16 protein-coding genes are annotated in these 25,138 nt (G+C 70.9%); 9 read left to right on the top strand and 7 right to left on the bottom strand.

Annotated elements, in window-relative coordinates:
- The first annotated feature begins 32 nt into the window (after positions 1-32).
- From CMC5_RS34770 to CMC5_RS34760, 3 genes are all read left to right on the top strand, one after another.
- Positions 33-344: a chorismate mutase gene (locus tag CMC5_RS34770; RefSeq protein WP_050434427.1), complete on the top strand. Its 312-nt coding sequence runs from the start codon at positions 33-35 to the stop codon at positions 342-344.
- Positions 345-553: 209 nt separating this feature from the next.
- Positions 554-1,573: a diacylglycerol/lipid kinase family protein gene (locus CMC5_RS34765; protein ID WP_050434426.1), complete on the top strand. Its 1,020-nt coding sequence runs from the start codon at positions 554-556 to the stop codon at positions 1,571-1,573.
- A 204-nt stretch (positions 1,574-1,777) separates the two neighbouring features.
- Positions 1,778-3,424: a S53 family peptidase gene (locus CMC5_RS34760; protein WP_050434425.1), complete on the top strand. Its 1,647-nt coding sequence runs from the start codon at positions 1,778-1,780 to the stop codon at positions 3,422-3,424.
- Positions 3,425-3,476: 52 nt separating this feature from the next.
- Here the strand turns inward: CMC5_RS34760 and CMC5_RS34755 are convergent, their stop codons facing one another.
- The 4 genes from CMC5_RS34755 to CMC5_RS34740 are packed head-to-tail and all read right to left on the bottom strand — an operon-like array spanning position 3,477 to position 6,087.
- Positions 3,477-3,866, bottom strand: coding sequence for a hypothetical protein (locus CMC5_RS34755; protein WP_050434424.1), 390 nt, complete (start codon positions 3,864-3,866; stop codon positions 3,477-3,479).
- The gene (locus CMC5_RS45330) at positions 3,863-4,336 is read right to left on the bottom strand and encodes a hypothetical protein (RefSeq protein ID WP_050434423.1); all 474 of its coding nucleotides are present in this window, start codon (positions 4,334-4,336) and stop codon (positions 3,863-3,865) included. Before CMC5_RS45330 ends, CMC5_RS34755 begins: the two co-directional genes overlap by 4 nt.
- Positions 4,329-4,868, bottom strand: a complete 540-nt coding sequence (locus tag CMC5_RS34745) for an RNA polymerase sigma factor (protein WP_082363065.1) — start codon at positions 4,866-4,868, stop codon at positions 4,329-4,331. The genes CMC5_RS45330 and CMC5_RS34745 overlap by 8 nt, the downstream gene beginning before the upstream one ends.
- Positions 4,869-4,908: 40 nt before the next feature.
- Positions 4,909-6,087 (bottom strand): Spy/CpxP family protein refolding chaperone, encoded by a 1,179-nt coding sequence (locus CMC5_RS34740; protein ID WP_050434422.1) that lies wholly within the window; start codon positions 6,085-6,087, stop codon positions 4,909-4,911.
- A gap of 573 nt (positions 6,088-6,660) precedes the next feature.
- Here CMC5_RS34740 and CMC5_RS34735 point away from each other — a divergent pair.
- A complete protein-coding gene (locus tag CMC5_RS34735) occupies positions 6,661-7,302 on the top strand; it encodes a CAP domain-containing protein (RefSeq protein ID WP_050434421.1) in 642 nt (213 codons plus the stop codon).
- 160 nt (positions 7,303-7,462) lie between these two features.
- Complete coding sequence (locus CMC5_RS34730; protein WP_050434420.1) at positions 7,463-7,927, top strand: hypothetical protein; 465 nt, start codon at positions 7,463-7,465, stop codon at positions 7,925-7,927.
- A gap of 205 nt (positions 7,928-8,132) precedes the next feature.
- Here the strand turns inward: CMC5_RS34730 and CMC5_RS34725 are convergent, their stop codons facing one another.
- From CMC5_RS34725 to CMC5_RS34715, 3 genes are read right to left on the bottom strand one after another with little or no spacing between them, the layout of a single operon-like run.
- Positions 8,133-8,972, bottom strand: a complete 840-nt coding sequence (locus tag CMC5_RS34725) for a fumarylacetoacetate hydrolase family protein (protein WP_050434419.1) — start codon at positions 8,970-8,972, stop codon at positions 8,133-8,135.
- Entirely contained in the window at positions 8,969-9,610 is a 642-nt protein-coding gene (locus tag CMC5_RS34720) for a polysaccharide deacetylase family protein (RefSeq protein ID WP_050434418.1), read from the bottom strand. The genes CMC5_RS34725 and CMC5_RS34720 overlap by 4 nt, the downstream gene beginning before the upstream one ends.
- Before the next feature lies 1 nt (position 9,611).
- A complete protein-coding gene (locus CMC5_RS34715; protein WP_050434417.1) occupies positions 9,612-10,151 on the bottom strand; it encodes a VOC family protein in 540 nt (179 codons plus the stop codon).
- A 324-nt stretch (positions 10,152-10,475) separates the two neighbouring features.
- Here CMC5_RS34715 and CMC5_RS34710 point away from each other — a divergent pair, with 324 nt between their 5' ends.
- From CMC5_RS34710 to CMC5_RS34695, 4 genes are all read left to right on the top strand, one after another.
- Positions 10,476-12,863, top strand: coding sequence for a hypothetical protein (locus CMC5_RS34710; RefSeq protein ID WP_156339083.1), 2,388 nt, complete (start codon positions 10,476-10,478; stop codon positions 12,861-12,863).
- Between the two features lie 185 nt (positions 12,864-13,048).
- Entirely contained in the window at positions 13,049-16,555 is a 3,507-nt protein-coding gene (locus tag CMC5_RS48770) for a Kelch repeat-containing protein (RefSeq protein WP_050434415.1), read from the top strand.
- A gap of 250 nt (positions 16,556-16,805) precedes the next feature.
- On the top strand, positions 16,806-20,771 hold the full coding sequence (locus tag CMC5_RS34700) for a Kelch repeat-containing protein (protein WP_050434414.1): 3,966 nt from the start codon (positions 16,806-16,808) through the stop codon (positions 20,769-20,771).
- Positions 20,772-21,002: 231 nt separating this feature from the next.
- Positions 21,003-25,091, top strand: coding sequence for a Kelch repeat-containing protein (locus CMC5_RS34695; protein WP_082363579.1), 4,089 nt, complete (start codon positions 21,003-21,005; stop codon positions 25,089-25,091).
- The last annotated feature ends 47 nt before the right edge of the window (positions 25,092-25,138 follow it).

Here is a 25,138-nt window from a genome sequence, read left to right as displayed (position 1 = left end):
CGCTCTCTCGCCGGGATCTCTCTGGAGCCTTCATGCACGAGCCCTCGACTTCTCCCGCCGACCTCGCGATGTCGCGAGCGGCCCTCGACGCCCTCGATGAGGCGCTGCTCGACCTCGTTGCCAGGCGCCGAGCGATCGTCGAGGCGATCTTCGGCCTGAAGCGTCGTCACGGCTTGCCCCTGATCGATCCCGAGCGAGAGCACGCCCTGCTCGTCGCGCGCCGCGCCCTCGCGGAGCAGCGTGGCGTGCCTTGCGATCTTGCCGAGCGCCTCTTCCTGGTGATCCTGGAGGGGAGCCATGCTCAGGCACGCGAGCCGGAGGCCACCCCATCGTCAGGCTCGTGACGAGGTCGCCTCCCGCGATGTCCTGCGCTGCGAGCGCACCGCTGTGCGGAGAGGTGCCGTGGGGGCCGATGGTCCCATGCTGCGCCGCGGCATGACCTTGACGCGCCGTTTCGGTGTTCAGCCTCGCCGTTCCCTGCGCACTTCCCGTCTCGTGACGAGAACATGACAGGTCCAGCCCCGACCATGACCGTAGGTTTTCGCACGTTACCGTGCAGATCTCGGTCATGGTGAACCTCCGAGCGCGTCGCGGCAGCGAGCGCATTGCGCGCGCGTGCCAGGCGGAGATCCCTTCGGCACAGGTCCACATGTCGCGCTCGATGGGCGATCTGCAGCGGTTCACGGCCGCGCTCGGTGACGCCCCGCCGGAGTTGATCGTGTCTGCCGGCGGGGACGGCACGGCCCTGGCGTTGATCAACACGTGGCGGGCCTCGGCCGGGACGGTGGAGCTCCCTGGCGCTGCCGCCCTGGGTCTCCTGCCCCTCGGCACGGGGAACGGCTGGGCGAACGCCGTGGGCGCGCCGAGCTGGCGCAAGGCCCTCGCGACGCTCGGGGACCTGGTGCGGCGACCCGCAAGCGCGCTACCTCGCCGTCGCTTCGACCTGGTCGAGGTCGAGGGCCTCGTCGGGCCGTTCGCGGGGACCGGCTGGGACGCGGAGCTGATCGACGACTTCAACGCGCAGAAGACCGGCCCGGGCATCTTGCCCGCGCGCTACCGAAAGGGCCTGGCGGGCTACCTGCAGGGGCTGTTCTTGCGGACCATCCCCAGGAACCTCTCTCGCCGGGCGCTGGCCGAGGTGGAGATCACGAACACCGGGGAAGATGCGCTCACCGTGGACGAGGCCGGGCGCGTCGTTCCCCTGCCCGGTGGCGAGCACGGGAAGGTCCTCTACCGTGGTCCTGCGAGCGTGTGCGGCGCAGGGACCGCGTCGGAGTGGGGCTTCGGGTTCCGCGCCTTCCCGTTCGCTGGCGTGATGCCGCGTCGTCTCCACCTGCGCATCTACAGCGGCACCGCCGCGGAGGCGACGCTTCGCATGTCGGCGCTCTGGCGCGGCGAGCACCCTCTCCCGAAGATGCACAACTGGCTGGTGACGAGCTGTCACGCGGTGTTCTCGAGGCCCGTGCCTTTCCAGGTGGGCGGTGATCGCCTCGGGATGCGTGAGGCCGTCGACTACGGCCTCGCCGGCGGTCACGTCGATCTGCTGGACTGGACGGCGCTCCGCGCCCACTGAGCCACGCGCTGGCCCTGCAAGCTGGCGCCAAGCTCCCACCTTGGGCGCCCCGGTCAGGACCGTCCATGCTGCTCGCCACCAGCGTGCGATCTCGCTGCTCCGCGACTTGTGGTCCGCGGGGCAAGGGGCGTACCCTGGTACGGCAACCTACCGTTCCAACTCGGCCGTTACCGCGCGCTACGCGCGCGCCTGGAGGATCTCCCCATGGCCTCGTACTTCCCCCGCTTCGCTCGTCTCGGCGCCTCGATTTTCATCCGCCTCGGACTGTCGGCTGCGCTCGGTGCTGCCGCGCTCGGCTGTGGTGGCAACAGCGGACTGGCCGTGCTGGAGGATGGCCTGCCTCGGCCGATGGACGGCGTGTACTTCGACTTCGGCGCCGCCGACAAGGACGACGCCATCCGGGTCCTGATCGGGTTCGACATCCAGGATCGCGAGGGCCTCGTCCGCACCATCGACAAGATGTACGACCCGGCCGACCCGACGTTCCGCAGCTACCTCACCGCCGACGAGTGGGCCGCGCGGCACGCTCCTGCTCAGGAGACCGTCGACCGCGCCGTCGACTGGCTCGAAGAGCAGGGCTTCAAGGTCGATCGCACCGCCAGCAACCGACTGATCGTCCAGGTGAGCGGCACCGTCGATCAGTTCAACAAAGCCTTCGTGACGGAGCTGCGCTCCTTCGGCCGCGAGAACCACACCGGCGGCGCGATGATCTACTCCTACGGCCTGATCAAGGGGGCCGCCCTCCGGGTGCCGAGCAACATCGCCGAGACCATGCTCGCCGTGGTCTCCGCCGACGAACCGGCGGACACCACCCCGCTCCAGAACGAGGGCGGCGATGTGATCACTCAGCCTCCGCCCGACGACGCTGCCTCCCACACGCTTTCCGAGATCGCTGGTGCCTACAACCTCGATCCCTTGCACGCCGCAGGGCACAAAGGCGCAGGCCAGAAGCTCGCCGTGTTCGTCGGTGCGACCTTCCGCTTCCTCGACCTCCAGTCGTTCTGGACCTCCATGGGCGTGACCCGGGAGTCGCCGGAGGTGGTGAACCTCGGGGAAGACCCCTCGATCCGCTACCTGGAGACCACCGTCGACGTCGAGTGGGCCGGTGGCCTCGCGCCGGAGGCGGATCTCGTCGTGTACCAGGGCGCCGACGCCCGCAACACCTCGCTGGTCTACGCCTTCAACGAGATGATCGCTCGTAACGAAGCCTCGGTGATCTCCAACTCCTTCGCCCGCCGTGAAGACGCCGAGCCACCCGCGGTGCGCGAGCAGTACAACCTGGCCGCGATGCAGGCGGCCGCGATGGGCATCACCGTGGTCGTCGCCTCGGGCAACTCGGCCGAGACCGACACCCCCTCGTCCAGCCCTTACGTCACCGCGATCGGCGGCACCGTCCTTTCGCTCGACGAGAACGGAGCGCGGCAGAGCGAGGTAGCCTGGTCGCGTTCGGGCTCCGGTCCCTCGCTGTCGATGCCGATGCCCTCGTGGCAGCGGGGCGTCGTCGCCGGTGCGGGTGGCATGCGCGCGGTGGTCGACCTGGCGCTCAACGCCTCGCCCGAGCACCCGTACATCGTCTACTACATCTCCGAGTGGATGAAGGTCGGCGGCACCTCGCTGGCCACGCCCGCGTTCGCAGGGATGATCACCTGCCTGAACAGCGCCAGGGCCGCGCGCGGCCTGCCCCGGGTGGGTTTGCTCAACCCCATCCTCTACCTCGACCCGAAGGTGCAGGGGACGTTCCGCGACATCGTCGAAGGCGAGACGCCCTTCTTCGCTGCCGGCGCTGGTTGGGACTACCCCACCGGCTGGGGCTCCCCGGACATCGCCGCGCTCGCCGACGCGCTCCCCTGAAAGCACGCCACACCACGCGCACGCTCCACGACCCGCGCGCCTCGGCGGCCGATCAGCGCCGCGGAGGATGCCGGTGCTTGCCCCTCATTTTCCCGAGCGCCTCGTACTCGCTCCGCTGTTCGGGCCGGAGCACCTCCAGGATCTTCGCGTCCGTCTGGGTCTGCACCTCCTCCAGCCCGGGAAGGCAGCTCTCCATGCGCCGATCGCGCTCGGCCTCCATCTCCCGCAGGATGGCCTCGATGCGCTGCACCTGATCCTCCCCCAGGTCGAGCCGCCGCTGCATCGCCGCGAGCCGGAAACGCATCCGGGCCTCGGCGGGCGGCCCCTCCACCGTCGCGCGGATCTGTCGCGTCGCCGAGAAGTGCGTGACCCCAGCGCCCGCCACACCCCCGAGCACGAAGACGGTGAGCATCACTGCGAAGGCCTTCAGCTTGGGGCTCACTCGGCCACCTCCACCGCCTCGATCGACGAAAGCGCCTCCAGATCGAGCGCGCGCGCATCCTGAAACGACAGCAGCACGCACGCTGCCGCTGCCACCGCTGCGAGGGCCACCCCGAGCCGACCCGAGCGCGCCACCCCCTCCAGCCATCCACCGCCACCTTCCGCCGCCGCGACCCGCTCCACCGAGCGCATCACCGCCTCGGTCAAGGCCGACTCCGGGCTCAATGCCTCCGTCGCCTGCCGGAGCCTCTCCAGCGGATCGCTCGCCGCACCGAGCGAAGCCATCACCTCATCCGTGAACTCCGGCGACGGCGCGAGTTCCCGCGTCGTCTGGGCCAGACGCCCGAGAGCTGGCGCGCCCCCCTCGGCGGCGACCGCGGCCATCACCACCTCGGTGAAGTCCTCCGACGGACCGAGCGCCTCGGTCCCGCGCCCCAGCTCGCGGAGCTTCGCCTCGATGTCGTCAGCCATGGCGGACCTCCTCCTTGCCGTGCTCCCGCAGAGCCGTTCGCGCGCGCACCAGCCGCTGCTCGACCGCCCCCTCCGAGCACCCCAGCACCTCGCCGGCCTCCCTGGCCGACATCCCCTCCATCGCCACCAGCACCAGCGCCGCCCGCTCCGGCGGCGCGAGCCTCTTCAACAGCTCATCCAGCTCCCGCAGCGCCACCCGCGCCTCGGCCGGCACGCTCCCGTCGAACCGCGGCTCCCGCACCACCTCCTTCGGCGACTCCCGCCGCTTGCGCAGCAGATCCGTCGAAGCGTTCACCACGATCCGGTGCAGGTACGTCTCGAGCTTCGCCCGGCCGTCGTAGCGGCCCTCGCGCAGACCGCGGTAGGCGTTCACGTAAGCCTCTTGGAGCACGTCCTCCGCGTCCGCCAGGTTCCCCAGCAGCCGAGCTGCGAGGCGGTACAGGGGAGCGCGCGTGTGGTCGACGACCTGCCGGAAGGCCTGCTCGTCGCCCCGGGTCACGCGCGCTGCGAGGAGCCGCAGATCGACGCTCACCGCCCCTCACCCCCCCGCACCGCCGCCGCGCTCCCCTGCATCACCGCTCCCCGCGGGCGCCGTCGCGCAGCCCCTCGGGCGCACCCCCGCGCGCACCCGCACCTCGCCGCGGCCCCTCGAAGCGCCGCTGCTCCCCATCACGCCGCGCCCGCTCCATCGCAGGCCGCTCCCCACCGCGCGGGGGCCCCTCGAAGCGCCGCTGCTCTCCACCGCGCCCCGGCCCCTCGAACCGATGCGCCCCTCGCTTGCCCTTCATGCCCATCGGACCCCGCTCCAACCGATCCGCCAGCGCAGCCCGCTGCGCGTCATCGAGGAGCGGCGTCACCACCTTCAGCGAGGCCACCATCCGCTCCAGGTGCGCCCCAGGGCCCCCTTTGCCCTCGCCGAGCGCGGGCAGCGCCGCCTTCGCGTCGAACCCATCGGACGCGAACGAATCGAGCAGGGCCTTCCTCGCGGTGATCATCGCCTCGAAGTCCGGCTTCTCACCCCAGAACTTCGCGGCGTCCAGCCCTGCGGACGCGAGCGCCGTCTCGATCTGCTCCCGCTGCCCCTCGCGCAGCGTCACCCCGTGCAGCAGCCGCTCCACGCCACCCTTCTCGCCGTGCATCGCGTGCGCCCGCCCCTTGCCTCCCTTCATCGCTCCGCGCTTCCCGTCGAACTTCCCTTCGAAGCGCCCCTCGTGCTTCCCGGCCCGCTCACTGATCTTCGCCACGAGCTGCTTCCGCTGCTCCGGCGTGAGGGTCTGGTGCAGCTTCTGCACCGCCGCCACGAAGGCCTCTCGCCGCCCCTCCCCCTCCGACCCCTTCAGCTCGGCCTGGAGCGCTGCCTCGTCGATCGACCCGGCCCTCACACCCGCCGCCAGCTTCGCGAACAGCGCCCTGGGCTGCTTGCCCTCGGCCCCACCGCGCAGCTCACCCATCACCTCCTTCACCGCCTCGCGCTGCGCATCGGACAGCTCCAGCTCCCGCAGCACCTCACCGAACATCGCCCCTGGGCCACCTTTTCCGAAGTGCCCCTTCGGCCCACGACCCTCACCCCGTCCCGGTCCCTTCGCCGTCTCCTCACTGCCCTTCGCGGCCTGCTCATCGACGCCGAGGTCCTGCTCCTCCGCCTGCGTGTTCTCCAGCTCAGCATTGGGCTCGCTTCCACAAGCGGCGACGAACGACGCAAGGCTCAGGACGGCAACCGACGCGAGCGACCGAAAACCACGTGCGTTCATGGGCGGTTCTTCCTTTCTGGCTGGCGGCCTTTCTGGTGCCGCCGGGTAGGTTCAGTTCTTGGACGTGGCGACCCCGGACCTCCCTACGAACTTTTTCATTTTCTCTCCCGCCCCCTCCGTCCCTCCGCCCGTGGTCGACCCTCCGTCTCGACGCCCCCTTTGCCCCCGTCCGTCCTCCTCTCCTTATCCCTCGACTCCCTCAACCATCCCGAGCAGCCTCCCCATCCAGTCCACATCCAGTCCAGCGCCCACCGAGCGCAGGAGAGAGCCGGCGCACGGGGTGCCCAGTTCGCGACAGCGCTCCTGCTCCTGCACGAATGTGATAACGGCGGAGACCATTGCATTGCTGCGACCCATGAGCCGAAACCCGCTCATTGCGTGCCGTCAGCGACTGCCAGTGTGCATCCCTCTTTATGAATCTTCAGCGGCGCTGGATGAATTACCGCGCATGCGCAGAACTTTCGCGGACCAACGGTATTCAATGATCCTCCGGAGCACCTGAGGTATTCTCCTCCTCACGGCGCCGCGGCAAACCGCTGCGACGCCGAAAACCAGGAGTTCTCGATGGATGCAATGAGCAGACTGTCTGCGGCGGCCTTCCTCTGCGCGCTGTTCGCTTCCGGCTGTGTCGCCGGGGCCGAGCCGGACGAAGAACTCGCGGAGGACGCAGACCTCGACGAACCCACCGGCGCCGTGGTCGACGAACTCGCCGCCGACGAGGGGGCACGTCGTGCCGAGCAGGAGAGCGACGCCCTTCCCAGCTACTGCAATGACGTTCTGACCTGGAACTCCAGCTACACCACCTTCGAGAACCGGGTCCTCACCCTGGTGAATCAGAGGCGCGCTGCTGGAGCGGTCTGCGGCGGGACACCGTACCCGGCCGCGACGGCGCTGGCCTTGAACGAGAACCTGCGGTGTGCTGCGCGCAAGCATTCGAAGGACATGGGCACGAACAACTTCATGAGTCACACCGGGTCCAACGGCTCCTCTCCGTGGACGCGCATGAAGAATGCTGGTTACAACTACAAGAATGCCGCGGAGAACATCGCCGCCGGCCAGTCCACCCCCGAGACCGTGGTGAATGGGTGGATGGCGAGCCCCGACCATTGCAAGAACATCATGAATGGCGCCCTCAGGGACCTGGGCGTCGGTTATCACAACGCGAGCACCTCGACCTACAAGCATTACTGGACGCAGGCTTTCGGCTCCCGCTGATCGCTCGCGCGCAGCTCCTCATCGCGTCGGGAGGGAGCCTCTCCCAGAGGCCAGAGCGACCTCGTGCCCTCGTGCCCTCGCGCCCATGTGAACGCGCCGGAGAGCGGAAACTTGCTCGCGTCTGGTAGCTCGTCCGGCGCGCCGATAGCGTCGACGCATCATGAACCTCCAGCATGCGCTCCTCGCCCCGGCCATCAGCCTTCTCCTCGCTGTCACCACGGGCTGTGGAGATGACGACGCGATCCCCGGTGGAGATGCTCCCTGCGCAGCAGGCGAGATCAGCTTCGTCGGTACGATGGGAGGCAGCTCGGTCGACGCCTCGTATGCTTACACGGGCGCGGTCTTCTCACAGCTGGGCACCCCTTCGCTCGAGGTCTCGTTCAATGGCGAAGGCGGTGCGGCCGGCGACCTGTTCCTCACCTGGCCGTCCATCATCTCGGACGGGGACCAGACGGAGGTGACCGGCACCTTGACGTGGCCCTCCCCCTCGGGGGCGACCGCGACGTCACACGACGTGGCACCTGGCTCCATCATGACGCCGACCGAGGAGGACAAGTACTACTTCTCCCTGGACCTCGACGGCGGCGATCACGTGGATGGCTGCGCGGACATGGAGGTCTTCTGAACCACCCGGCCGGGGACTTCGCCTGCGACCCGATCCCATGAGGTCAGGCCCGAAGCGGCAGGACGTGCCAGGCTCCTCGAGGGGATCGCGGCGTGGTGGGGACCCGACGCGCTTGGCGCGGCGGGGCCGGGGCGGCTGGCGCTGCCGTGTGAAAGAGGGCGGCTGCGCCCCGCTCGGACACCTCGCAGTCCGTGGCTGGACCGCGTCACGCCTCGTCGATGATGCTGTTCCGGAGCGTCCCGACCCCATCCACCTCGACCTCGAACACATCGCCAGGCTTCAGGAAGACCGGCGGCTCCCGCACGAAGCCGACGCCCCCTGGCGTGCCCATGGCGATCACGTCCCCGGGGTCGAGCGTCATCGCCTCGGAGAGGAGCGCGATCGCCGAGACCACGTCGAACACCATGTCGGTGGTGTTCGCTTCCTGCATCGTCTCGCCGTTCAGCCGGCCGCGGATCCTCAGCCCACGCGCCCCAGGCGGTAGCTCGTCGGGGGTGACGAGGTCCGGGCCCATCGCGCCGGTGCGGTCGAAGTTCTTCCCGACCGTCCACTGCGACGTCCGCTTCTGGTAATCCCGGATCGTGCCATCATTGAGCAGCGCGTAGCCAGCGACGTGCTCGAGCGCGCGCTCCCGAGGGATTGCTCGCCCACGGCGCCCGATGACGACCAACAGCTCGGCCTCGTAATCGAAGTGCGTCGACAGCCGCGGCCGCACCAGCGGAACCTCGTGGCCGACGAAGCTCGTCGTGAAGCGCCCGAAGACGACGGGGTAGTCCGGCTTCTGGAGGGACGCTTCTTTCGCATGGTCGATGTAGTTCACACCGAGGCAGAGAATCTTGCCGGGGTCACTGACGAGCGGTCGATACGTCACATCACGAACGAGCGGCCCCTCGACGTCCGTGAGCCGTTCGAGGAGACCAGCCCGGAGGACCGCCCCCAGATCGCGAGGGAGATCGGGGAGGGCGGCGTTGGCGTCGACATACCCGTCGCCGCGGCGAACGCCCAGGAAAGGGCCATGCTGGGACTGGAGGGAAGCGATTCTCATGCGTTCACGATCTCCGAGAGGTCGGCCCTGATCTGGCCACCATCGATGGGCACACACGCCGGGGGCAGGTCCGTGGTGAACTCGTCTCCGCGCGCCCGGAGCGCGTCGAGGAAGGCCGCCAGGCCGTCGAGGCAGGCCTCCGGGACGTCGTGCAAGACCACGAGCGCGTGCTCGAGCGCCCCGGTCTGGGCGAGCGCAGTCGCCACCCACCCAGGGTCCTCCCAGTCGCGCGGGACGGCATTCCACAGGACACAGGAGTAGCCGTGGGCCACGAGGTAGTCGCGCGCCGCGCCGCTCAGGAGGTGACGACCGAGCAGGCCTCCCCCTCCGAACGGCCGGAACCGCTTCGGACCGGGGACGAGGGGCGAGAGCAGGGCCTCGGTGCGGACGATCTCCTGCTCCACCGCGTCGGGGCGGAGGTCCGAACCGAGCGGCGTCACATGGGTGTACGAGTGGTTCCCGACGACGTGCCCTTCGTCCCGCGCGCGCTCGACGAGGCTGCGCCCGGCCGGGGTCGCGACGTGCTTCCCCAGCACATAGAAATGCGCCAGCACCTCGCGCTCGCGGAGCCGCTCGAGGACGCGCGGCGTCACGTCCGGATCCGGCCCGTTGTCGAAGGAGAGGGTGACGCGCCTCATGTCAGCGGAACGTATTGTTCGACGTGTGGTCACCGGCCAGCCAGCGCGCAAGCTCGCTCCGGGCCTTCTTCTCACGCTCCCGCACCAGATCGTCGGAGATCGCCTCCTGGGCATCGCACGTGAGTTCCAGCGTCATGCCATTCGGATCCACGACGTACAGCGATTGGCAGTAGCCGTGCTCGAGAACGTACGTCTTCGGGGGCTCGTAGCCAGCATCGGCGAGCTTCTTCTGGACGCGCTCCAGCGTCGCCCGGTCGACATTCAGCGCGATGTGATGAAAGGGCGAAGACGGCATCTCCGGCCCGAAGAGATTCTGGTCCTCCTGGTTCGCGAACTGGAAGAACGCGAGCGCGCTGCCATCTTCGAGGCCGAAGAAGCAATGGCAGTACGTCCGGACCTTGCCGAACAGCTCGTCGGACTCGCACCACGTCGCCACGAGCGGCAGACCGATGAGGTCCTCGTAGAACGCGCGCGTCTTCTCGAGATCCCTGGTGACGTAGGCCGTGTGGTGGAGCCTCGTCGGGCGTCGTTCTGTCGTCATCGTGAACTCTCCTGAAACCGCGAGGTTAGAAAGGCATGGCGTGGGGGCCAAGCCGTTTCGTCGACGCCCGCTTCGAGCCATCGACGCGCTGCGCCACCTGCGGTGATGACGATCGTTCGCTCGACGGACCAGGCGCTTCATGCGCGGCGCGCATCGTCGAGAAAAGGCCCATCCTCGCCTCGTCGTCTCTGTCGCGCGTCCACCGAGCCCTCCTCCGGAATCGTACGTGGCCCCACGAACTGGCTTCCCAGCAGACACCAGGTCGAGCATGGTGCCAGCGTGGGCCACCCTCAGGCTTTACGGCTCCACAGGAGTTTCCTGCGCATGTTCCGATGTCTCCCCCACACCCACGCTGTCCGCGTGCTCCCCCTCGCGTCGCTTGCCCTCGCCCTCTCCGCCTGTGCCTCCGAGGGCCTCTCCGGCACCTCCTACGACCCCTTCTGGTCGCTCGGTGACGCCACGCAGGCCCTCCTCGGTGACGTCGCCGTCGACGTCAGCCCCGAGAGCAGCCTCGACGCCCCCGTCTATGGCCCTGCCTTCGGCGCCCAGACCTTCCCCGTCGCCGCCTTCAATGGCACCACCTACTTCGTCGCCTGGACCGACAGCCGCCCTGGCGGAACCTGGGGCACCCGCGTCAGCGCGACCGGCGAAGTCCTCGACACCGCTGGCATCCGCCTCCCATTCGCCGGACCCGTGAAGATCGCCTCCGACGGGGACTCCTTCCTCCTCGTGGGCCGCGGCATCGCCCCCAATACCGGCCTCGTGGCCATGCGCATCAGCGCGGCGGGGGCCCCGCTCGGCACCACGCTGATCTCCTCGACGGGCACCTCCACCGGCCTGCACATCGCCGCCGGCGACAGCGAGTACCTCGTGATCTGGGGTGGGTCCGGCATCTTCCGCGCCCGCGTTGCCTTCGACGGCACCGTCCTCGACCCCGGCGGTGTCCTCGTCGCCTCCGCGAACACCTTCGCTGCCGGCGTCAGCTTCGACGGCACCGACTACGCCATTGCCTGGAACTCCAGCAGCGCCCCCCCGGGTCGCCTCACGACCCTCCACCCCGACGGCACCGTCGTCCAGCAGGCCTCCTTCGCGCACACTCCGCAGGCCCTCACGTGCAACGCGGGCCAGTGCTTCATCGCCTGGATGCACGGCGATCTCACCGTCAAGGCGGCGCGCGTCACCATGGGGGGGACGGTCCTCGACGCCAGCGGCATCGACATCGGCACCATGAACTGGAACAACGGCAACATCGCCGCGTCCCACGACGGGACCACCGCCGTCATCACCTGGGGCAGCGGCCAGACCCCAGGAAATCCGCCCATGGGCTCGAGCAGCGTGCTGTACAGCCGCATCAGCGCCAGCGGCACCGTCCTTGGTTCCCCTTACGGCACCCTCGTCCGGAGCAACGCACGGCATGCCGCCATCCTCCCCTCCAGCGCGGGGAGCCTTCTTCTCTGGAGCGACGAGCGCCACCGCGGACGGCAGGCCGATCTCGCCACCATCTACGGCGCTCGCCTCGACTCCGCGGGCACCCTCGTCGACGCCACGGGCTTCGTCGTCTCCACCAGCGCCAACAGCCAGCGCTACCCGGGCATCGGCTTCGATGGCGAGAGCTTCGTCGTCGCCTGGGGGGACGAGCGCAACGTCGCTGCCAACCAGGATCAGGACCTCTACGCCGTCCACGTCAGCGCCTCGGGCAGCATGCTCGACCCCGCAGCCATCCAGCTCGGCACCGGCCCTGACCGTCAGACTGTCCCTGCCGTCGCCAGGGACGCCGATGGGACCACCGTCGCCTGGCGCAACTGCTCCTTCGGTGAGGTCGTGAGCTGCGGCGTTCAGGGCAGGCATCTGCGCCCGAACGGCACCACCGTCATGAGCCTCGGCTTCAGCATGGCCAACTGGACGCACAAGCCGCCCTCGCTCTCCGCGTCGCCGGACGCCTTGATCAGCATCATTCACGGCTTCGTGGACAACATGCACTTCATGCCCATGGGCAGCTATTACCACCCCCATGGCCTCACCGACGGCCCCTTCATGCCCAGCGACTTCCCTCGCCACGGCGGCGCGAACATCGCGGGCGTCCCCGTCCAGGAATACGATCACTTCATCGCTTGGATCCCCTCCGTCTTCGGCAGCGGCCCCATCCGTGCGAGCCTGTTCCACCCTGGCTTCTGGTGGTTCGGCCCCATGACCGACGTGACCGACGCCAGCACCAAGGCCTGGTCCCTCGCCATCACCCGCAGCCCCGACCACGCCCTCGTCGCCTGGCACGAACACATGGGCGGCGTGTCCCGCATCATGGCCCGCCGCGTCGGCTTCGACGGCACGCTCCTCGACGCGCAGCCCCTCCTCGTCGCCGAGCACCCCGAGTGCCCGATCCGCGATTCCTTTGCCAACCCCTACGAGGTCGCCGCTCCCCTGAACACCGTGGACCTCGGCGCGTCGAGCGTCGTCTTCAACGGCGAGCATTACGTTCTCGGCTGGAAGGCCTGCGGCCCCACCAGCGACGACCTCATGGGCGCCGTCATCGGCACCCACGGTGAGATCCTCGCGCACTTCCCCATCACCAGCGACGACGCACACGACGAGGCGCCCACCCTCGCCGTGAGCGACGCTGGCGCCGTCGTCGCCACCTATGCCAGCCTGCGTCTCGAACGCCCTTATGGCGCCTGGCGCGTCCAGACCCGCCGCCTCGACGTCCACGAGCCTTGAGCGCATCGCCTCTCCTCTCTCCCTCTCGACAGCGGAACCCGGGACCGAGCCGTCATAAAAATCGTATTCACGGCGGCTCCTCCCTCTCCTCCCACGCGACGCTGACTCCGCACCCAGGGCCGACGAGGGTGGCTCCGCTCGCGATGCCTGTGAGAGACTCCCGCCGAACCCGGGGAGTCTCTTCGATGAAAAGCTGGATCGATCTGCGGTTGCTGGTCACGCGCCTCGTGACCCTGTGGACGATGGTGAGCGCATTCGGTTGCGCCTCCCGTGACGACCCAGGCAGCCGCGTGGCCGACCTCATTCACCAGCACTTCCCGGCCCACGCCGCCGAGGTGCTGGGCAGCGGCGCCGACGACCTCCCCCTCACCACCCAGGCCGGCTTCACCCTCGGCCTTCCAGGTCCGCGCGGCACCTTCCAGCGCATTCGTGCCCGCCTCCCTCGGGAAGGCAGCGACTGGATTCACCTCGAAGCCCCTGGCGGCTTCGCCCTGCGGATCCAGGAAATCGGCGCCGCTGGCCCTGGCGAGATCCTGGACGGCGCCGTCACCTACCCGCGCGAGAACGGCGCGACCTTCTGGCGCGCCGTGGAGGGCGGCATCGAAGAGTGGCTCGTGCTGGCCCCGGACCCCGCTCCCTCCGCGCGCACGTCCGAGCTGGCCTGGCGCATCGAGGGCGCCACCCTGCGCCAGCGAGCCGATGCCGTCGACCTGCTGGACGGGGAGGGGAGAGCCCGCCTCCACGTGACGGCGCCCCGCGCCTTCACCGAAGCGGGCCAGCCCGTCCCCATCTCCCTGGAAGCGCGCGGCACGACCCTCGTGCTCCACGTGGAGACCTCGGGCGAGCGGGTGCTCGTCGATCCCCTCTGGAGCCCTGCCGGCAGCATGAGCGCCGCGCGGCAAGGTCACACCGCCACCCTGCTCGGCGACGGCCGCGTCCTCGCCGCAGGCGGCTTCGGAAGCGACATCGAGGCCAGCGCCGAGCTCTACGACCCCACCACGGCCACCTGGGCGCCCGTCAGCCCCCTGGGCACCGCCCGGTACCGCCACACGGCCACCCTGCTGGCCAGTGGCCGCGTCCTCGTCGCCGGGGGTCACCTCGGTGGCGCCGAGGCCAGCGCCGAGCTGTACGACCCCGCCACGGGCACCTGGACCCCCACCGCCTCCTTGAGCCACGCCCGGTACGCGCACACTGCGACCTCGCTGAACGACGGCCGCGTCCTCGTCACTGGCGGCTTCTTCGGCGGCGCCGAGGCCAGCGCCGAGCTGTACGACCCCGCCACGGGCACCTGGACCCCCACGTCCCCCATGACCGCGGCGCGCGCGTACCACACCGCCACCCTGCTCAACGACGGCCGCGTCCTCGTCGCGGGCGGCTCCGGCGGCGGCATGGCCAGCGCCGAACTGTACGACCCCGCGACGGGCGCCTGGTCTCCTGCGGGCCCGCTGCTCACCCCCCGCCACCACCACACTGCGACCTCGCTGAACGACGGCCGCATCCTCGTGACCGGCGGCGAGAGCAACGACGGCTACGAGACGCACGCCGAGCTGTACGACCCCGCGACGGGCACCTGGACCCCCGCGAGCCCCCTGCGCAAGGCGCGGTACGCCCACACCGCGACCCTGCTCGACGACGGCCGCGTCCTCGCCGCGGGCGGCTGGGGAAACGGCGGTCTCGACGCCAGCGTCGAGCTGTATGACCCCGCCCTCGACACCTGGCGCGACGCCCCCACGATGATCCTCCCTCGCGCCGAGCACACCGCCACCCCCCTCCCGAGCGGTGACGTCCTGTTCGTGGGCAGCGAGACCCACCCCCTCGCCGAGGTGTACACCCCCTCGGGCGAGACCCCCTGGATCCCCACCGGCGCGATGGCCACCCTGCGGGCCTACGCCACCGCCACCTTGCTGGGCGACGGCCGCGTCCTCGTCGCTGGCGGCGAGAGCGACAGCGGCTTCGAGGCCAGCGCGGAACTCTACGCCCTCTCGACCGGTACCTGGACCGCAGCGGCGGCGATGACCACCGTCCGCTACCTCCACACCGCGACCCCGCTGAGCAACGGCCGCGTCCTCGTCGCCGGCGGCTGGGACTACTCTGGCTACAAGGCCAGCGCCGAGCTGTACGACCCGAACACCGACACCTGGATCCCCACCAGCCCGATGACCACCGCGCGCGGTTACCACAGGGCGACCTCGCTGAGCGACGGCCGGGTCCTCGTCGTCGGCGGCTTCGGCGACACCGGCGACGTCGCTGGCGCCGAGCTGTACGACCCGACCACGGGCCTCTGGGTGGCCACCAGCGCGATGACGGCGCCTCGTGCCTACGCCACCGCGACCCTGCTCGACGACGGCCGCGTCCTCGTCGCCGGCGGCTACGGCGATGGCGCCGTGTCGGCCAGCGCCGAGCTGTACGACCCGACCACGGGCACCTGGACCCCCACGAGCGCGATGACCACCGAGCGCGGCCACCACACCGCGACCCCGCTGAGCGACGGCCGCGTCCTCGTCGTCGGCGGCCACGGAAACGCCGGCGAGAACGCCAGCGCCGAGCTGTACGACCCCACCACGCAGACCTGGACGCCCACCGCCCCCTTGAACGTCGCGCGGTACGGTCACACCGCGACCTCCCTGGTCGACGGCCAGGTGCTCGTGACCGGCGGCTGGGCCGGCACCGCCTACCTCGGGAGCGCCCTCACCTACGACCCCACCACGGCCCTCTGGTCCTCGGCCGGCACCATGCACGACAAGCGCTTCTTCGCCACCGCGACCCTGCTCGACGACGGCCGTGTCCTCGTGGCTGGCGGCTACGAAGGCACCCAGGCGCTCTCCCGGGCCGAGCTTCACGCCACCGCCCTCCTCGGCGACGCCTGCACGCCGGGCTCCGGCTGCATCTCCGGCTTCTGCGTCGACGGCATCTGCTGCGACACCGCCTGCTCCGGCACCTGCACCACCTGCGCCGCCGCCCTCAAGAGCAGCGGCCCCGACGGCCTCTGCGGCCCCGTTCGGAGCGGCACCGACCCGGTCGGCCACTGCCCCTCCGACGACACGCCCTGCGGCAACACCGGCACCTGTGACGGCGCTGGCGCCTGCCACAAGCCCCCCCAGGGCACCTCGTGCGGCGCTGCGACCTGCATCGCCGCCACCGAAGCGCAGGCACCGCAGTGCGACGGCCAGGGCGCGTGCGTCGACACCATCACCTCCTGCGGCATCTACCTCTGCGAAGCGGGCGCCTGCATCGAGACCTGCACCGCCGACGCGCAGTGCACCGCCGACGCTTACTGCACCAGCACCGGCAACTGTCACCCGCTGGAGCCCGATGGTGCTTCCTGCACGCGCCCCGAGGCGTGCCAGAGCGGCCTTTGCCTCGCGGGCACCTGCGTGTCCAGCATGGGGAGCGGCGCTGGCGGCGCTGGCGGCGGCTCAGCGGGCGTGGGTGGCTCAGCGGGCGAAGGTGGAAGCTCCACGGGCGAGGGCGGCAGCCAGCAGGGCGGAGGACCTCCCACCACCACGAGCAGCGGCAGCAACGGTCCCGGGCGAACGTCCGACGACGGTGGTTGCTCCGTGTCACGGGCTCCTGGCACATCGCCCCGCACCGCCATGACGCCATGGCTGCTCACCGCACTGGCCCTCGTCGCCACGCAGCGACACAGGTGCTCGCGCGCTCCTGTCGAGCGCCGAAAGCCTCACGCCGCCTGACACGCCGCTGGTTTCACGCCGCCTGACACGCCGCCGGTTTCACGCAGCCCGACACGGACACGTCGCCCTCCCTCCGCTCGTGCACCCTCCACGCACAACGCCCCCTGCGCACCCCACGCACGACGCCCCACGTCATGCACGACGCCCCGCCCGCTCGACCCCGCAGTCCTGCCATCCGGCCGACGAAGGGGTGGTTCCACTCTCCGCGCTCGTGCGAGACTCGCCCTCGAGATCTCGGGGTACTTCGTCGATGAAAAGCTCGATCGGATTGCGGGTCCTGGTCACGTTCCTCGTGACCTTGCTGATGGTGGTGAGCGTGCTCGGGTGCGCCTCACGCGACGACCTGGGAGGCAGCGCCGCCGACCGCATACGCCAGCGCTTCCCCGCCCACGCCGCCGAAGTCCTCGGCCACCCCGCCGACGCAGCACCCGTCTCCACCGATACCGGCTTCGCCCTCGGCCTCCCCGGCCCGCGCGACACCTCTCCCTCCGTGCGCGCCCAGCTCCCTCGCGACGGCAGCGACTGGATCCACCTCGAAGCCCCGGGTGACTTCCACGTCCGCGTCCGCGAAGACGGCGCCACCGGCGCAGGCCACCTCGTCGATGCCACCGTCAGCTACCGCCGCAACGACGGCGCCTCCTTCTGGCGCACCGCGGCCGACGGCATCGAAGAGTGGCTCCTCCTCGATCCTGCACCCTCCTCCGCAGCCACCGCGCGCGAGACCGAACTCACCTGGCAGATCGACGGCGCCACCTTGCGCCAGCGTGCCGACGCCATCGACCTCCTCGACGACGTGGGCCGACCGCGCCTCCAGGTGACCGCGCCCCGCGCCTTCGGCGAAGACGGCCGCTCGCTCCCCGTCACCCTCGAAGCCCGCGGCACCACCATCGCCCTGCGCGTGGAAACCGCAGGCGCCCTCGCCCTCGTCGACCCCCTCTGGCGTCCCGTGGCCGCCATGAGCATCGAGCGTCAGGCCCACACCGCCACCCGCCTCGCGAACGGCCGCGTCCTCATCGTCGGAGGTCACCACTTCGGCGACGAACTCGCGAGCGCCGAGCTGTACGACCCCGCGACGAGCGCCTGGGCCCTCACCAGCGCCATGAACGCCCCGCGCGCCTACCACTCCGCAACGCCGCTGAGCAATGGCCGCGTCCTCGTCATCGGTGGCCTGAGCAATGGCGACTACCCCCCGAGCGCGGAGCTGTACAATCCGGTGGGCGGGACCTGGTCCCCCGTCAACTTCCCCGGCCCGGGCCGATTCCGTCACACGGCGACGCTGCTCCCCAGCGGCAACGTCCTCGTCGTCGGCGGCTACAACGGCAGCCACCTCTCCTCGGTCTTGATCTACGAGACGACCACCACCTCCTGGTTCGCCGAAGACCCCATCACCTTCGCCCGCTCCGCGCACACCGCCACCTTGCTGAACGACGGCCGCGTCCTCATCGTCGGCGGCTATGGCAACGGCGGCTACCTCGCGAGCGTGGAGCTGTTCGACCCGTCGAACGGCACCTGGGCTCAGACCGGCTCGCTGAACATCGGGCGCTACCGCCACACCGCGACCCTGCTGAGTGACGGACGCGTCCTCGTCACGGGCGGCGAGGGAAACGACGGCCTCCAGGTGAGCGCGGAGCTGTACGACCCGTCGAACGGCACCTGGACCGAGGTCGGCGCGATGGACCGAGGGCGCTTCGATCACGCCGCCGTGCTCACGGCAGATGGCCGCGTGCTCGTCACCGGCGGCTCCTGGGGGGGCGACGAAGAGGCCAGCGCCGAACTCTACGACCCTGCCCAGGACACCTGGACCCGCGCGCCCTCCATGGTCTTTCCCAGGACCGAGCACACCGCGACTTTGCTCCAGAGTGGCGACATCCTCATCGCGGGGAGCCTGGCCTGGGCCACCGCCGAGGTGTACCTGCCTGCGGCCACCAACTCCTGGACCCCTGGCGCGCCCATGAACGTCTCGCGCTCGGGCCCCTCTGCCACGCCGCTGGTCGACGGCCGCGTGCTCGTCGCAGGAGGTCACGGCGACGGAGGCCACCTGTCGACCGCCGAGCTGTATGACCCGACGAACGGCACCTGGACCGCTGCCGGCCCGATGAGCACGACGCGGTACGGCCACACCGCGACACGGCTCGCCGCCGGCAGCGTGCTGGTGACCGGATCGGTCACTGGCGACCGAAGGGGGGACATCTACGACCCCACCACGAACGTCTGGACCCCCACCGGCTCCATGAGCCTCGCGCGTGACGCCCACACCGCGACCCTGCTGAGCGACGGTCGCGTCCTGGTGGTCGGTGGCAAGTCGGGCGCGGTCGTTCACGAAGGCGCCGAACTCTACGATCCGATGGGCGGCACCTGGACGACGACGGGCGCCATGTCCACCCCCCGCTCCCATCACACCGCGACCCGGCTCGCCAACGGCCGCGTGCTGGTCACGGGGGGCTATGGCACCGTCAGCTTCCTGGCGAGCGCCGAGATCTACGATCCAGGCAACGGCTCCTGGATCCCCGTGAGCCCGATGAGCATCGAGCGGGGCAGCCACACCGCGACGCTGCTGAACGACGGCCGCGTCCTCGTGATCGGCGGCATGGGCCACGGCAGCGACATCGCGCAAGGCGAGCTGTTCGACCCGGGCACCGGCACCTGGACCCCTGCGCTCTCCGTCAGCGCCATGCGCTACGGCCACACCGCGGCGCTGCTGAGCGACGGCCGCGTCCTCGTCGCCGGCGGCCGCACGTCGAACGGCCTGCTCGGCGACACCGCCCTCTTCGACCCGGCCAACAGCAGCTGGTCTCGCGTCGGCACCCTGTTCCGGGGGCGCATGGAGAGCACCGCGACCCTGCTGCAAGACAGCCGCGTCCTTCTGGCAGGCGGCCACTCCGGCGGCTTCTTCCTCACCCAGACCGAGCTCCACGGCAGCCTCCAGAGCGGCCTCCCCCTCGGCGCTGCCTGTGCCTCGGGCGGCACCTGTGCCTCCGGCTTCTGCGCCGACGGCGTCTGCTGCGACACCCCCTGCACCGGCACCTGCGCTGCCTGCACCGTCGCCCTCAAAGGCGGCGGCGTGAGCGGCCAGTGTGGCCCGGTCCGCGTCGGCACCGACCCTGGCGACGAGTGCCCCTCCGAGAACACCCCCTGCGGCAACACCGGCCAGTGCGACGGCGCCGGCGCCTGTCAGAAGCGCCCCCAGGGCACCTCCTGCGGCACTGGCACCTGCCTCGACATCAACCAGGCCCAGACCCGCGCCTGCGACGGCCTCGGCGCCTGCGTCGACGTCCCCCAGCCCTGCGGCAACTACCTCTGCGACAGCGGCGCCTGCTACGCCCACTGCGTCATCGACAACCAGTGCATCGTCGAGGCCCACTGCACCTCGAACGGCACCTGCATCTTCGACAAACCCCTCGGCGCCCCCTGCCGACTGCCCAAGGAGTGCCAGAGCCAGGCCTGCCTCGCGAGCGTCTGCGCCGCCGACGCCGACCGCGACGACATCCCCGACGCGCTCGACAACTGCCCCGACGTCCCCAACACCCCGCAGACCGACACTGACGGCGATGGCCTCGGCGACGCCTGCGACCCCGACGACGACAACGACGGCATCCTCGACGCCGCCGACAACTGCCCCCTCATCCCGAACCCCGACCAGGCCGACGTCAACGGCGATGGCCTCGGCGACGCCTGCGACTGCGCCAGCCCCGCGAAGCCCAACGGCGCCCCCTGCGACGACGGCAACCCCTGCACCCTGGCCGACACCTGCCAGAACGGCGCGTGCGTCGGCGGCAGCCCCTTCACCTGCCCCCAGCCCGACCCCCTGGCCTGCCGCTTCTCCGTCTGCGAGCCCGCCATCGGCACCTGCGCCCACCCCGTCAAGATCGACGGCGCCCCTTGCCCCGACGGCGAGTGCATCGCGGGCGGCTGCTTCACCGGCCAGAACCCTGGCACCTCCCCCACCGGCAGCGGCGGCGGTGGCGAAGGCGGCAGCGGCGAAGGCGGCGCGCCCACGACGACCACCACCACGGGCGCGGGCGGCGCGACGCCTGGCATCGGCCTGGAAGGCGACGTGTACGCCCACCTCCACGGCAACGGCTGCTCCGCGGCAGGTGCTGCGGGCCAGAGCAGAACCCGCCACGACCCCACCTGGTTGATCGCCGCCATCGCTGCCCTCGCGGCGGCCCGTCGCCCGCGTGGATGCTCCGCGGGAGCGCAGAAGCCCCGGCAGTAGAAGCCCCGGCAGTAGAAGACCCATCGCAGCGTCGAGCGCTCCTGCCGCAGCATCGAGCGCTCCTCGAACCTCGCTGGAACGACGTGGGACGCGGTCCGCCGCCGTCCACATCCCTGCAAAGGGAAAGCGAGCCCGAGCACCTGTGGAAGTGTGGCCTCGACCACCACGCTCGTGCGAAGCTCGCTTCTTCGCGTTCTGGCTTACGGGCGCCTTCGCCTTCCGGGGTACTGCATGAAAAACGGTCTTGGGCTGTGGGGGCTCGCCACGCTCGTCCTCTCGATGCTGATGGTGGTGGGCTCGCTGGGCTGCGCCGCGTCCGACGACGTGCCGGGCGACGCCGCGGACCTCCTGCGCCGACGATTCCCCGCGCAGGCCGACGAGGTCCTCGGCCACGGCGCCGACGACTCTCCTTTTCCGACCCCGACCGGCTTCGCGCTGGGCCTCCCTGGCCCCAACGGCACCTGGCAACAGCTTCGCGCACACCTCCCCCACGACGGCAGCGACTGGCTCACGCTCGACGGCCCTGGCAGCTTCTCGGTGCGCGTGCGGGAAGCTGGCGCCACGGGTGCGGGCGAGCGGATCGAAGGCGCCGTCACCTACCGGCGCGCGGGCGGCTCTTCCTTCTGGCGTGCAGCGGCGGGCGGCGTGGAAGAGTGGCTCCTGCTCACGCCCCAGCCCGACGCGCAGGGGCGCCCCCCCCGCGAGACCGAGGTGACATGGCAGGTCGACGGCGCGGCCCTTCGCCAGCGCGGCGATGCCGTGGAGCTGCTGGACGACGCGGGTCGTGCGCGCCTCCAGGTGACCGCCCCGCGCGCCTTCGGGAGCGATGGCCAGCCCATCGACGTGCGGCTCGAAGCCCGGGGCGAGACCCTCGCCCTGCGGGTCGCGACCTCGGACGCGCCGGTCCTGGTCGACCCCCTCTGGCTCCCCCTGAACCCCATGAGCGTCGCGCGCTTCAACCACACCGCGACCTTGCTCGACGACGGCCGCGTGCTCGTCGCAGGCGGCTGGGACAACGTCGACTTCCACGACAGCGCAGAGCTCCACGACCCGCAGACGGGGACCTGGACGACCACCGGCGCGATGAACGCCAGCCGCCATCACCACACCGCGACCTTGCTCGACGACGGCCGTGTGCTCGTCGCAGGCGGCTTCGGAGGCGGTGGCTACGAGGCGAGCGCCCAGCGCTACGACCCCCTGACGGACACCTGGGCGGACACCGACGCGATGAGCGTGGCGCGCTCGGGTCACACCGCGACTGTGCTCGCCGACGGCCGCGTGCTCGTCGCAGGGGGCTATGCCTCCGGTGTCTTCCACACCGGCGCGGAGATCCACTACCCCACGCTGGAGACCTGGGCGACCGTCGGCTCCCTGGCCACGGGGCGCCACATGCACACGGCGACGCTGCTGAGCGACGGCCGCGTGCTCGTGACGGGCGGCATCGCGAGCAGCGGCCCTCTGGCGAGCGCCGAGCTCTACGACCCCGGCACGAACACGTGGTCTGCCGCCGGATCGCTGGGCACCCCGCGCTACGAGCACACGGCGACCTTGCTGACCGGTGGCCGTGTGCTCGTCACGGGTGGCCGTGGCGACGCCGGGTTCGAAGCGAGCGCGGAGCTGTACGACCCCGTGTCGATGACGTGGACCGCCACCGGACCGCTCTCCGTGGCGCGTCATCGTCACGAGGCGACGCGCCTGGCCGACGGCCGCGTGCTCGTCGCCGGCGGCCAGGGGAGCAGCGGCGTCCTCGCGAGCGCGGAGCTGTACGACCCCGCCCTCTCCGCGTGGGTCCTGGCCCCATCGACGAACCGCCCTCGCACCATGCACACCGCCACCGCGCTCCCGGGCGGTGACGTGCTCCTCGTCGGCGGCGAGAACGTCGACGACGCCGAGGTCTACAAGCCTGCAGCCATGACCTCCTGGGTCGTCTCCAGCCCGCTGAACGAGAAGCGCTTCTCGCACACCGCGACCTTGCTGAACGACGGCCGCGTCCTCGTCGCCGGCGGCTTCGAGTCCGGCAGCGCCCTCGTGAGCGCCGAACTCTATGGTCCCGGGACGGGGATGTGGACGAGCACCGGCGCGCAGACCACCGCGCGGGGCTATCACACGGCGACCTTGCTGGCAGACGGCCGTGTGCTCGTCGCCGGCGGCTGGAACGGCAGCGCCTACCAGGCGAGCGCCGAACTCTACGACCCCATCCTGGGAACCTGGACGACCACGAGCGCGCTGAACGAGGCGCGCTACAGCCACACGGCGACCTTGCTGAGCGACGGCCGCGTGCTCGTCGCCGGCGGCACCGGACCCGCGGGCGCCATGGCGAGCGCGGAGCTGTACGACCCCCAGTCGGGGACATGGGCGTTCACCGATGCCCTGAGTGACGCCCGCTTCGACGGTCGAGCGATCCTGCTGGGAGACGGCCGCGTCTTCGTGACGGGCGGCATCGGGCTGGCTGGCACCCTGGCGAGCGTGGAGCTGTACGATCCCCTCTCGGAGGCGTGGTCGACCGGCATCCCGATGAGCGCCACGCGACACGCGCTGACGGCGACCTTGCTGAACAGCGGCCTCGTCCTCGTGGCGGGGGGTGAGGGCGACGGCTTCGTCCGGACGAGCGCGGAGCTGTACGACCCCCTGTCGGGCACCTGGACGCTCACCGGCGCGCTGCCGATCGGCACGAGCTACCACACGGCGACGTTGCTGAGCGACGGCAGCGTGCTCGTCGCAGGCGGCCTCGCCATCAACCCCCTCGGAAGCACCGCCATCTACAGCCCGACCACGGGCCTCTGGTCTCCCTCCGGGACCCTGTACGCCGCCCGGTTTCATCACACGGCGACCCCACTGAACGACGGCCGTGTGCTCGTCGTCGGCGGGTATTTCGGCGGCCTCGCCCTCCCCCAGACCGAGCTCTACACCGGCCCCCAGGGCGGCCTCCCGTTCGGCGCGGCGTGCACCTCTGGCATCACCTGCGCCAGCGGCTTCTGCGTCAACGACGTCTGCTGCAACGCTGCCTGCAGCGGCCCGTGCATCGCCTGCACCGCGGCCCTCACGGGCGGCAGCGGCATCGACGGCCTGTGCGGCCCGATCCAGGCCGGCACCGACCCGAAAGACGCCTGCCCCGCCGACGCCACCCCCTGCGGCAACACCGGCCAGTGCGACGGCGCCGGCGCCTGCCAGAAGCGCCCCCAGGGCACCCCTTGCGGCGCCGGCACCTGCCTCCCCCCCAACCAGATCCAGGCCCGCGCCTGCGACGGCCTCGGCGCCTGCGTTGACGCCCTCCAGTCCTGCGGCACCTACCTCTGCGCGAGCGGCGCCTGCCTCCCCCACTGCGTCCTCGACACCCAGTGCACCACCGACGCCCACTGCACCTCGAGCGGCGCCTGCCTCCCCGACAAGCCTCCCGGCGCCCCGTGCATCCTGCCCAAGGAGTGCGTCACCCACGCCTGCATCGCCGGCACCTGCACCTTCGACAGCGACGACGACGGCATCCCCGACGCCCTCGACAACTGCATCGACACCCCCAACACCCCGCAGACCGACACCGACGGCGACGGCCTCGGCGACGCCTGCGACCCCGACGACGACAACGACGGCATCCCCGACGCGCTCGACAACTGCCCCCTCTTCCCGAACCCCGACCAGGCCGACATCAACAACGACGGCATCGGCGACGCCTGCGACTGCAACCACCCCCCCAAGCCCGACGGCTCCTCCTGCGACGACGGCAACGCCTGCACCCTGACCGACACCTGCCAGTCCGGCACCTGCGTCGGCAGCAACCCGTTCATCTGCATCCAGCCCGACCCCCTGGCCTGCCGCGTCGCCTTCTGCGAGCCCACCACCGGCTCCTGCGTCCACCCCTACAAGACCGACGGCTCCCCTTGCCCCGAAGGCGAGTGCATCGCTGGCGGCTGCTTCACCGGCCAGATCCCCGGCACCTTCCCGACCGGCACCGGCGGCGAAGGCGGCACCGGCGGCGAGGGCGGCAGCGCCGAAGGCGGCGGCGCGCCCACGACCAGCGCTGGCGCTGGCGGCGCTTCCCCGACCTTCGGGATCGAAGGCGATCCCAGCACCCTTCTCCACGGCAACGGCTGCACCGTGACCCCCGGCGTGAGCGACGGCCCTCGTGGCGGCACGTCCTCCACGGCCCCCTGGCTGCTCACTGCAGCCCTCGCCATCGCCGCACGCCGCCGCAGGAGCGCTCGCCTCCCCGCGGCCGCGCTCCCGTTGGAGGCGACCGGCAGTCGCTGCCGTCCACCGCTTCCCCTCGCGCACCTCGTCGACGTCGCCGCCCCTGCCACCTCAGGCCCACGAACAACGAAGTAGCGTCACTCGTCGGCACCGTGCGACGCTGCTTCGCAAACCTTCAGGGA

Origin of the sequence: Chondromyces crocatus (genome assembly GCF_001189295.1) — a bacterium.
Taxonomy (GTDB): Bacteria; Myxococcota_A; Polyangia; order Polyangiales; family Polyangiaceae; genus Chondromyces; species Chondromyces crocatus.
The sequence above is the reverse complement of the archived record's forward strand: the minus strand, read 5'-3'. Positions and strand labels throughout refer to the sequence as shown.

What these genes read in the sequence shown, in the direction of transcription:
- CMC5_RS34770 (WP_050434427.1), top strand. Translation starts at nt 33, where the DNA reads ATGCACGAGCCCTCGACTTCTCCCGCCGACCTCGCGATGTCGCGAGCG.
- CMC5_RS34760 (WP_050434425.1), top strand. Translation starts at nt 1,778, where the DNA reads ATGGCCTCGTACTTCCCCCGCTTCGCTCGTCTCGGCGCCTCGATTTTC.
- CMC5_RS45330 (WP_050434423.1), bottom strand. Translation starts at nt 4,336, where the DNA reads ATGGCTGACGACATCGAGGCGAAGCTCCGCGAGCTGGGGCGCGGGACC.
- CMC5_RS34740 (WP_050434422.1), bottom strand. Translation starts at nt 6,087, where the DNA reads ATGAACGCACGTGGTTTTCGGTCGCTCGCGTCGGTTGCCGTCCTGAGC.
- CMC5_RS34735 (WP_050434421.1), top strand. Translation starts at nt 6,661, where the DNA reads ATGAGCAGACTGTCTGCGGCGGCCTTCCTCTGCGCGCTGTTCGCTTCC.
- CMC5_RS34730 (WP_050434420.1), top strand. Translation starts at nt 7,463, where the DNA reads ATGAACCTCCAGCATGCGCTCCTCGCCCCGGCCATCAGCCTTCTCCTC.
- CMC5_RS34725 (WP_050434419.1), bottom strand. Translation starts at nt 8,972, where the DNA reads ATGAGAATCGCTTCCCTCCAGTCCCAGCATGGCCCTTTCCTGGGCGTT.
- CMC5_RS34720 (WP_050434418.1), bottom strand. Translation starts at nt 9,610, where the DNA reads ATGAGGCGCGTCACCCTCTCCTTCGACAACGGGCCGGATCCGGACGTG.
- CMC5_RS34715 (WP_050434417.1), bottom strand. Translation starts at nt 10,151, where the DNA reads ATGACGACAGAACGACGCCCGACGAGGCTCCACCACACGGCCTACGTC.
- CMC5_RS34710 (WP_156339083.1), top strand. Translation starts at nt 10,476, where the DNA reads ATGTTCCGATGTCTCCCCCACACCCACGCTGTCCGCGTGCTCCCCCTC.
- CMC5_RS48770 (WP_050434415.1), top strand. Translation starts at nt 13,049, where the DNA reads ATGAAAAGCTGGATCGATCTGCGGTTGCTGGTCACGCGCCTCGTGACC.
- CMC5_RS34700 (WP_050434414.1), top strand. Translation starts at nt 16,806, where the DNA reads ATGAAAAGCTCGATCGGATTGCGGGTCCTGGTCACGTTCCTCGTGACC.
- CMC5_RS34695 (WP_082363579.1), top strand. Translation starts at nt 21,003, where the DNA reads ATGAAAAACGGTCTTGGGCTGTGGGGGCTCGCCACGCTCGTCCTCTCG.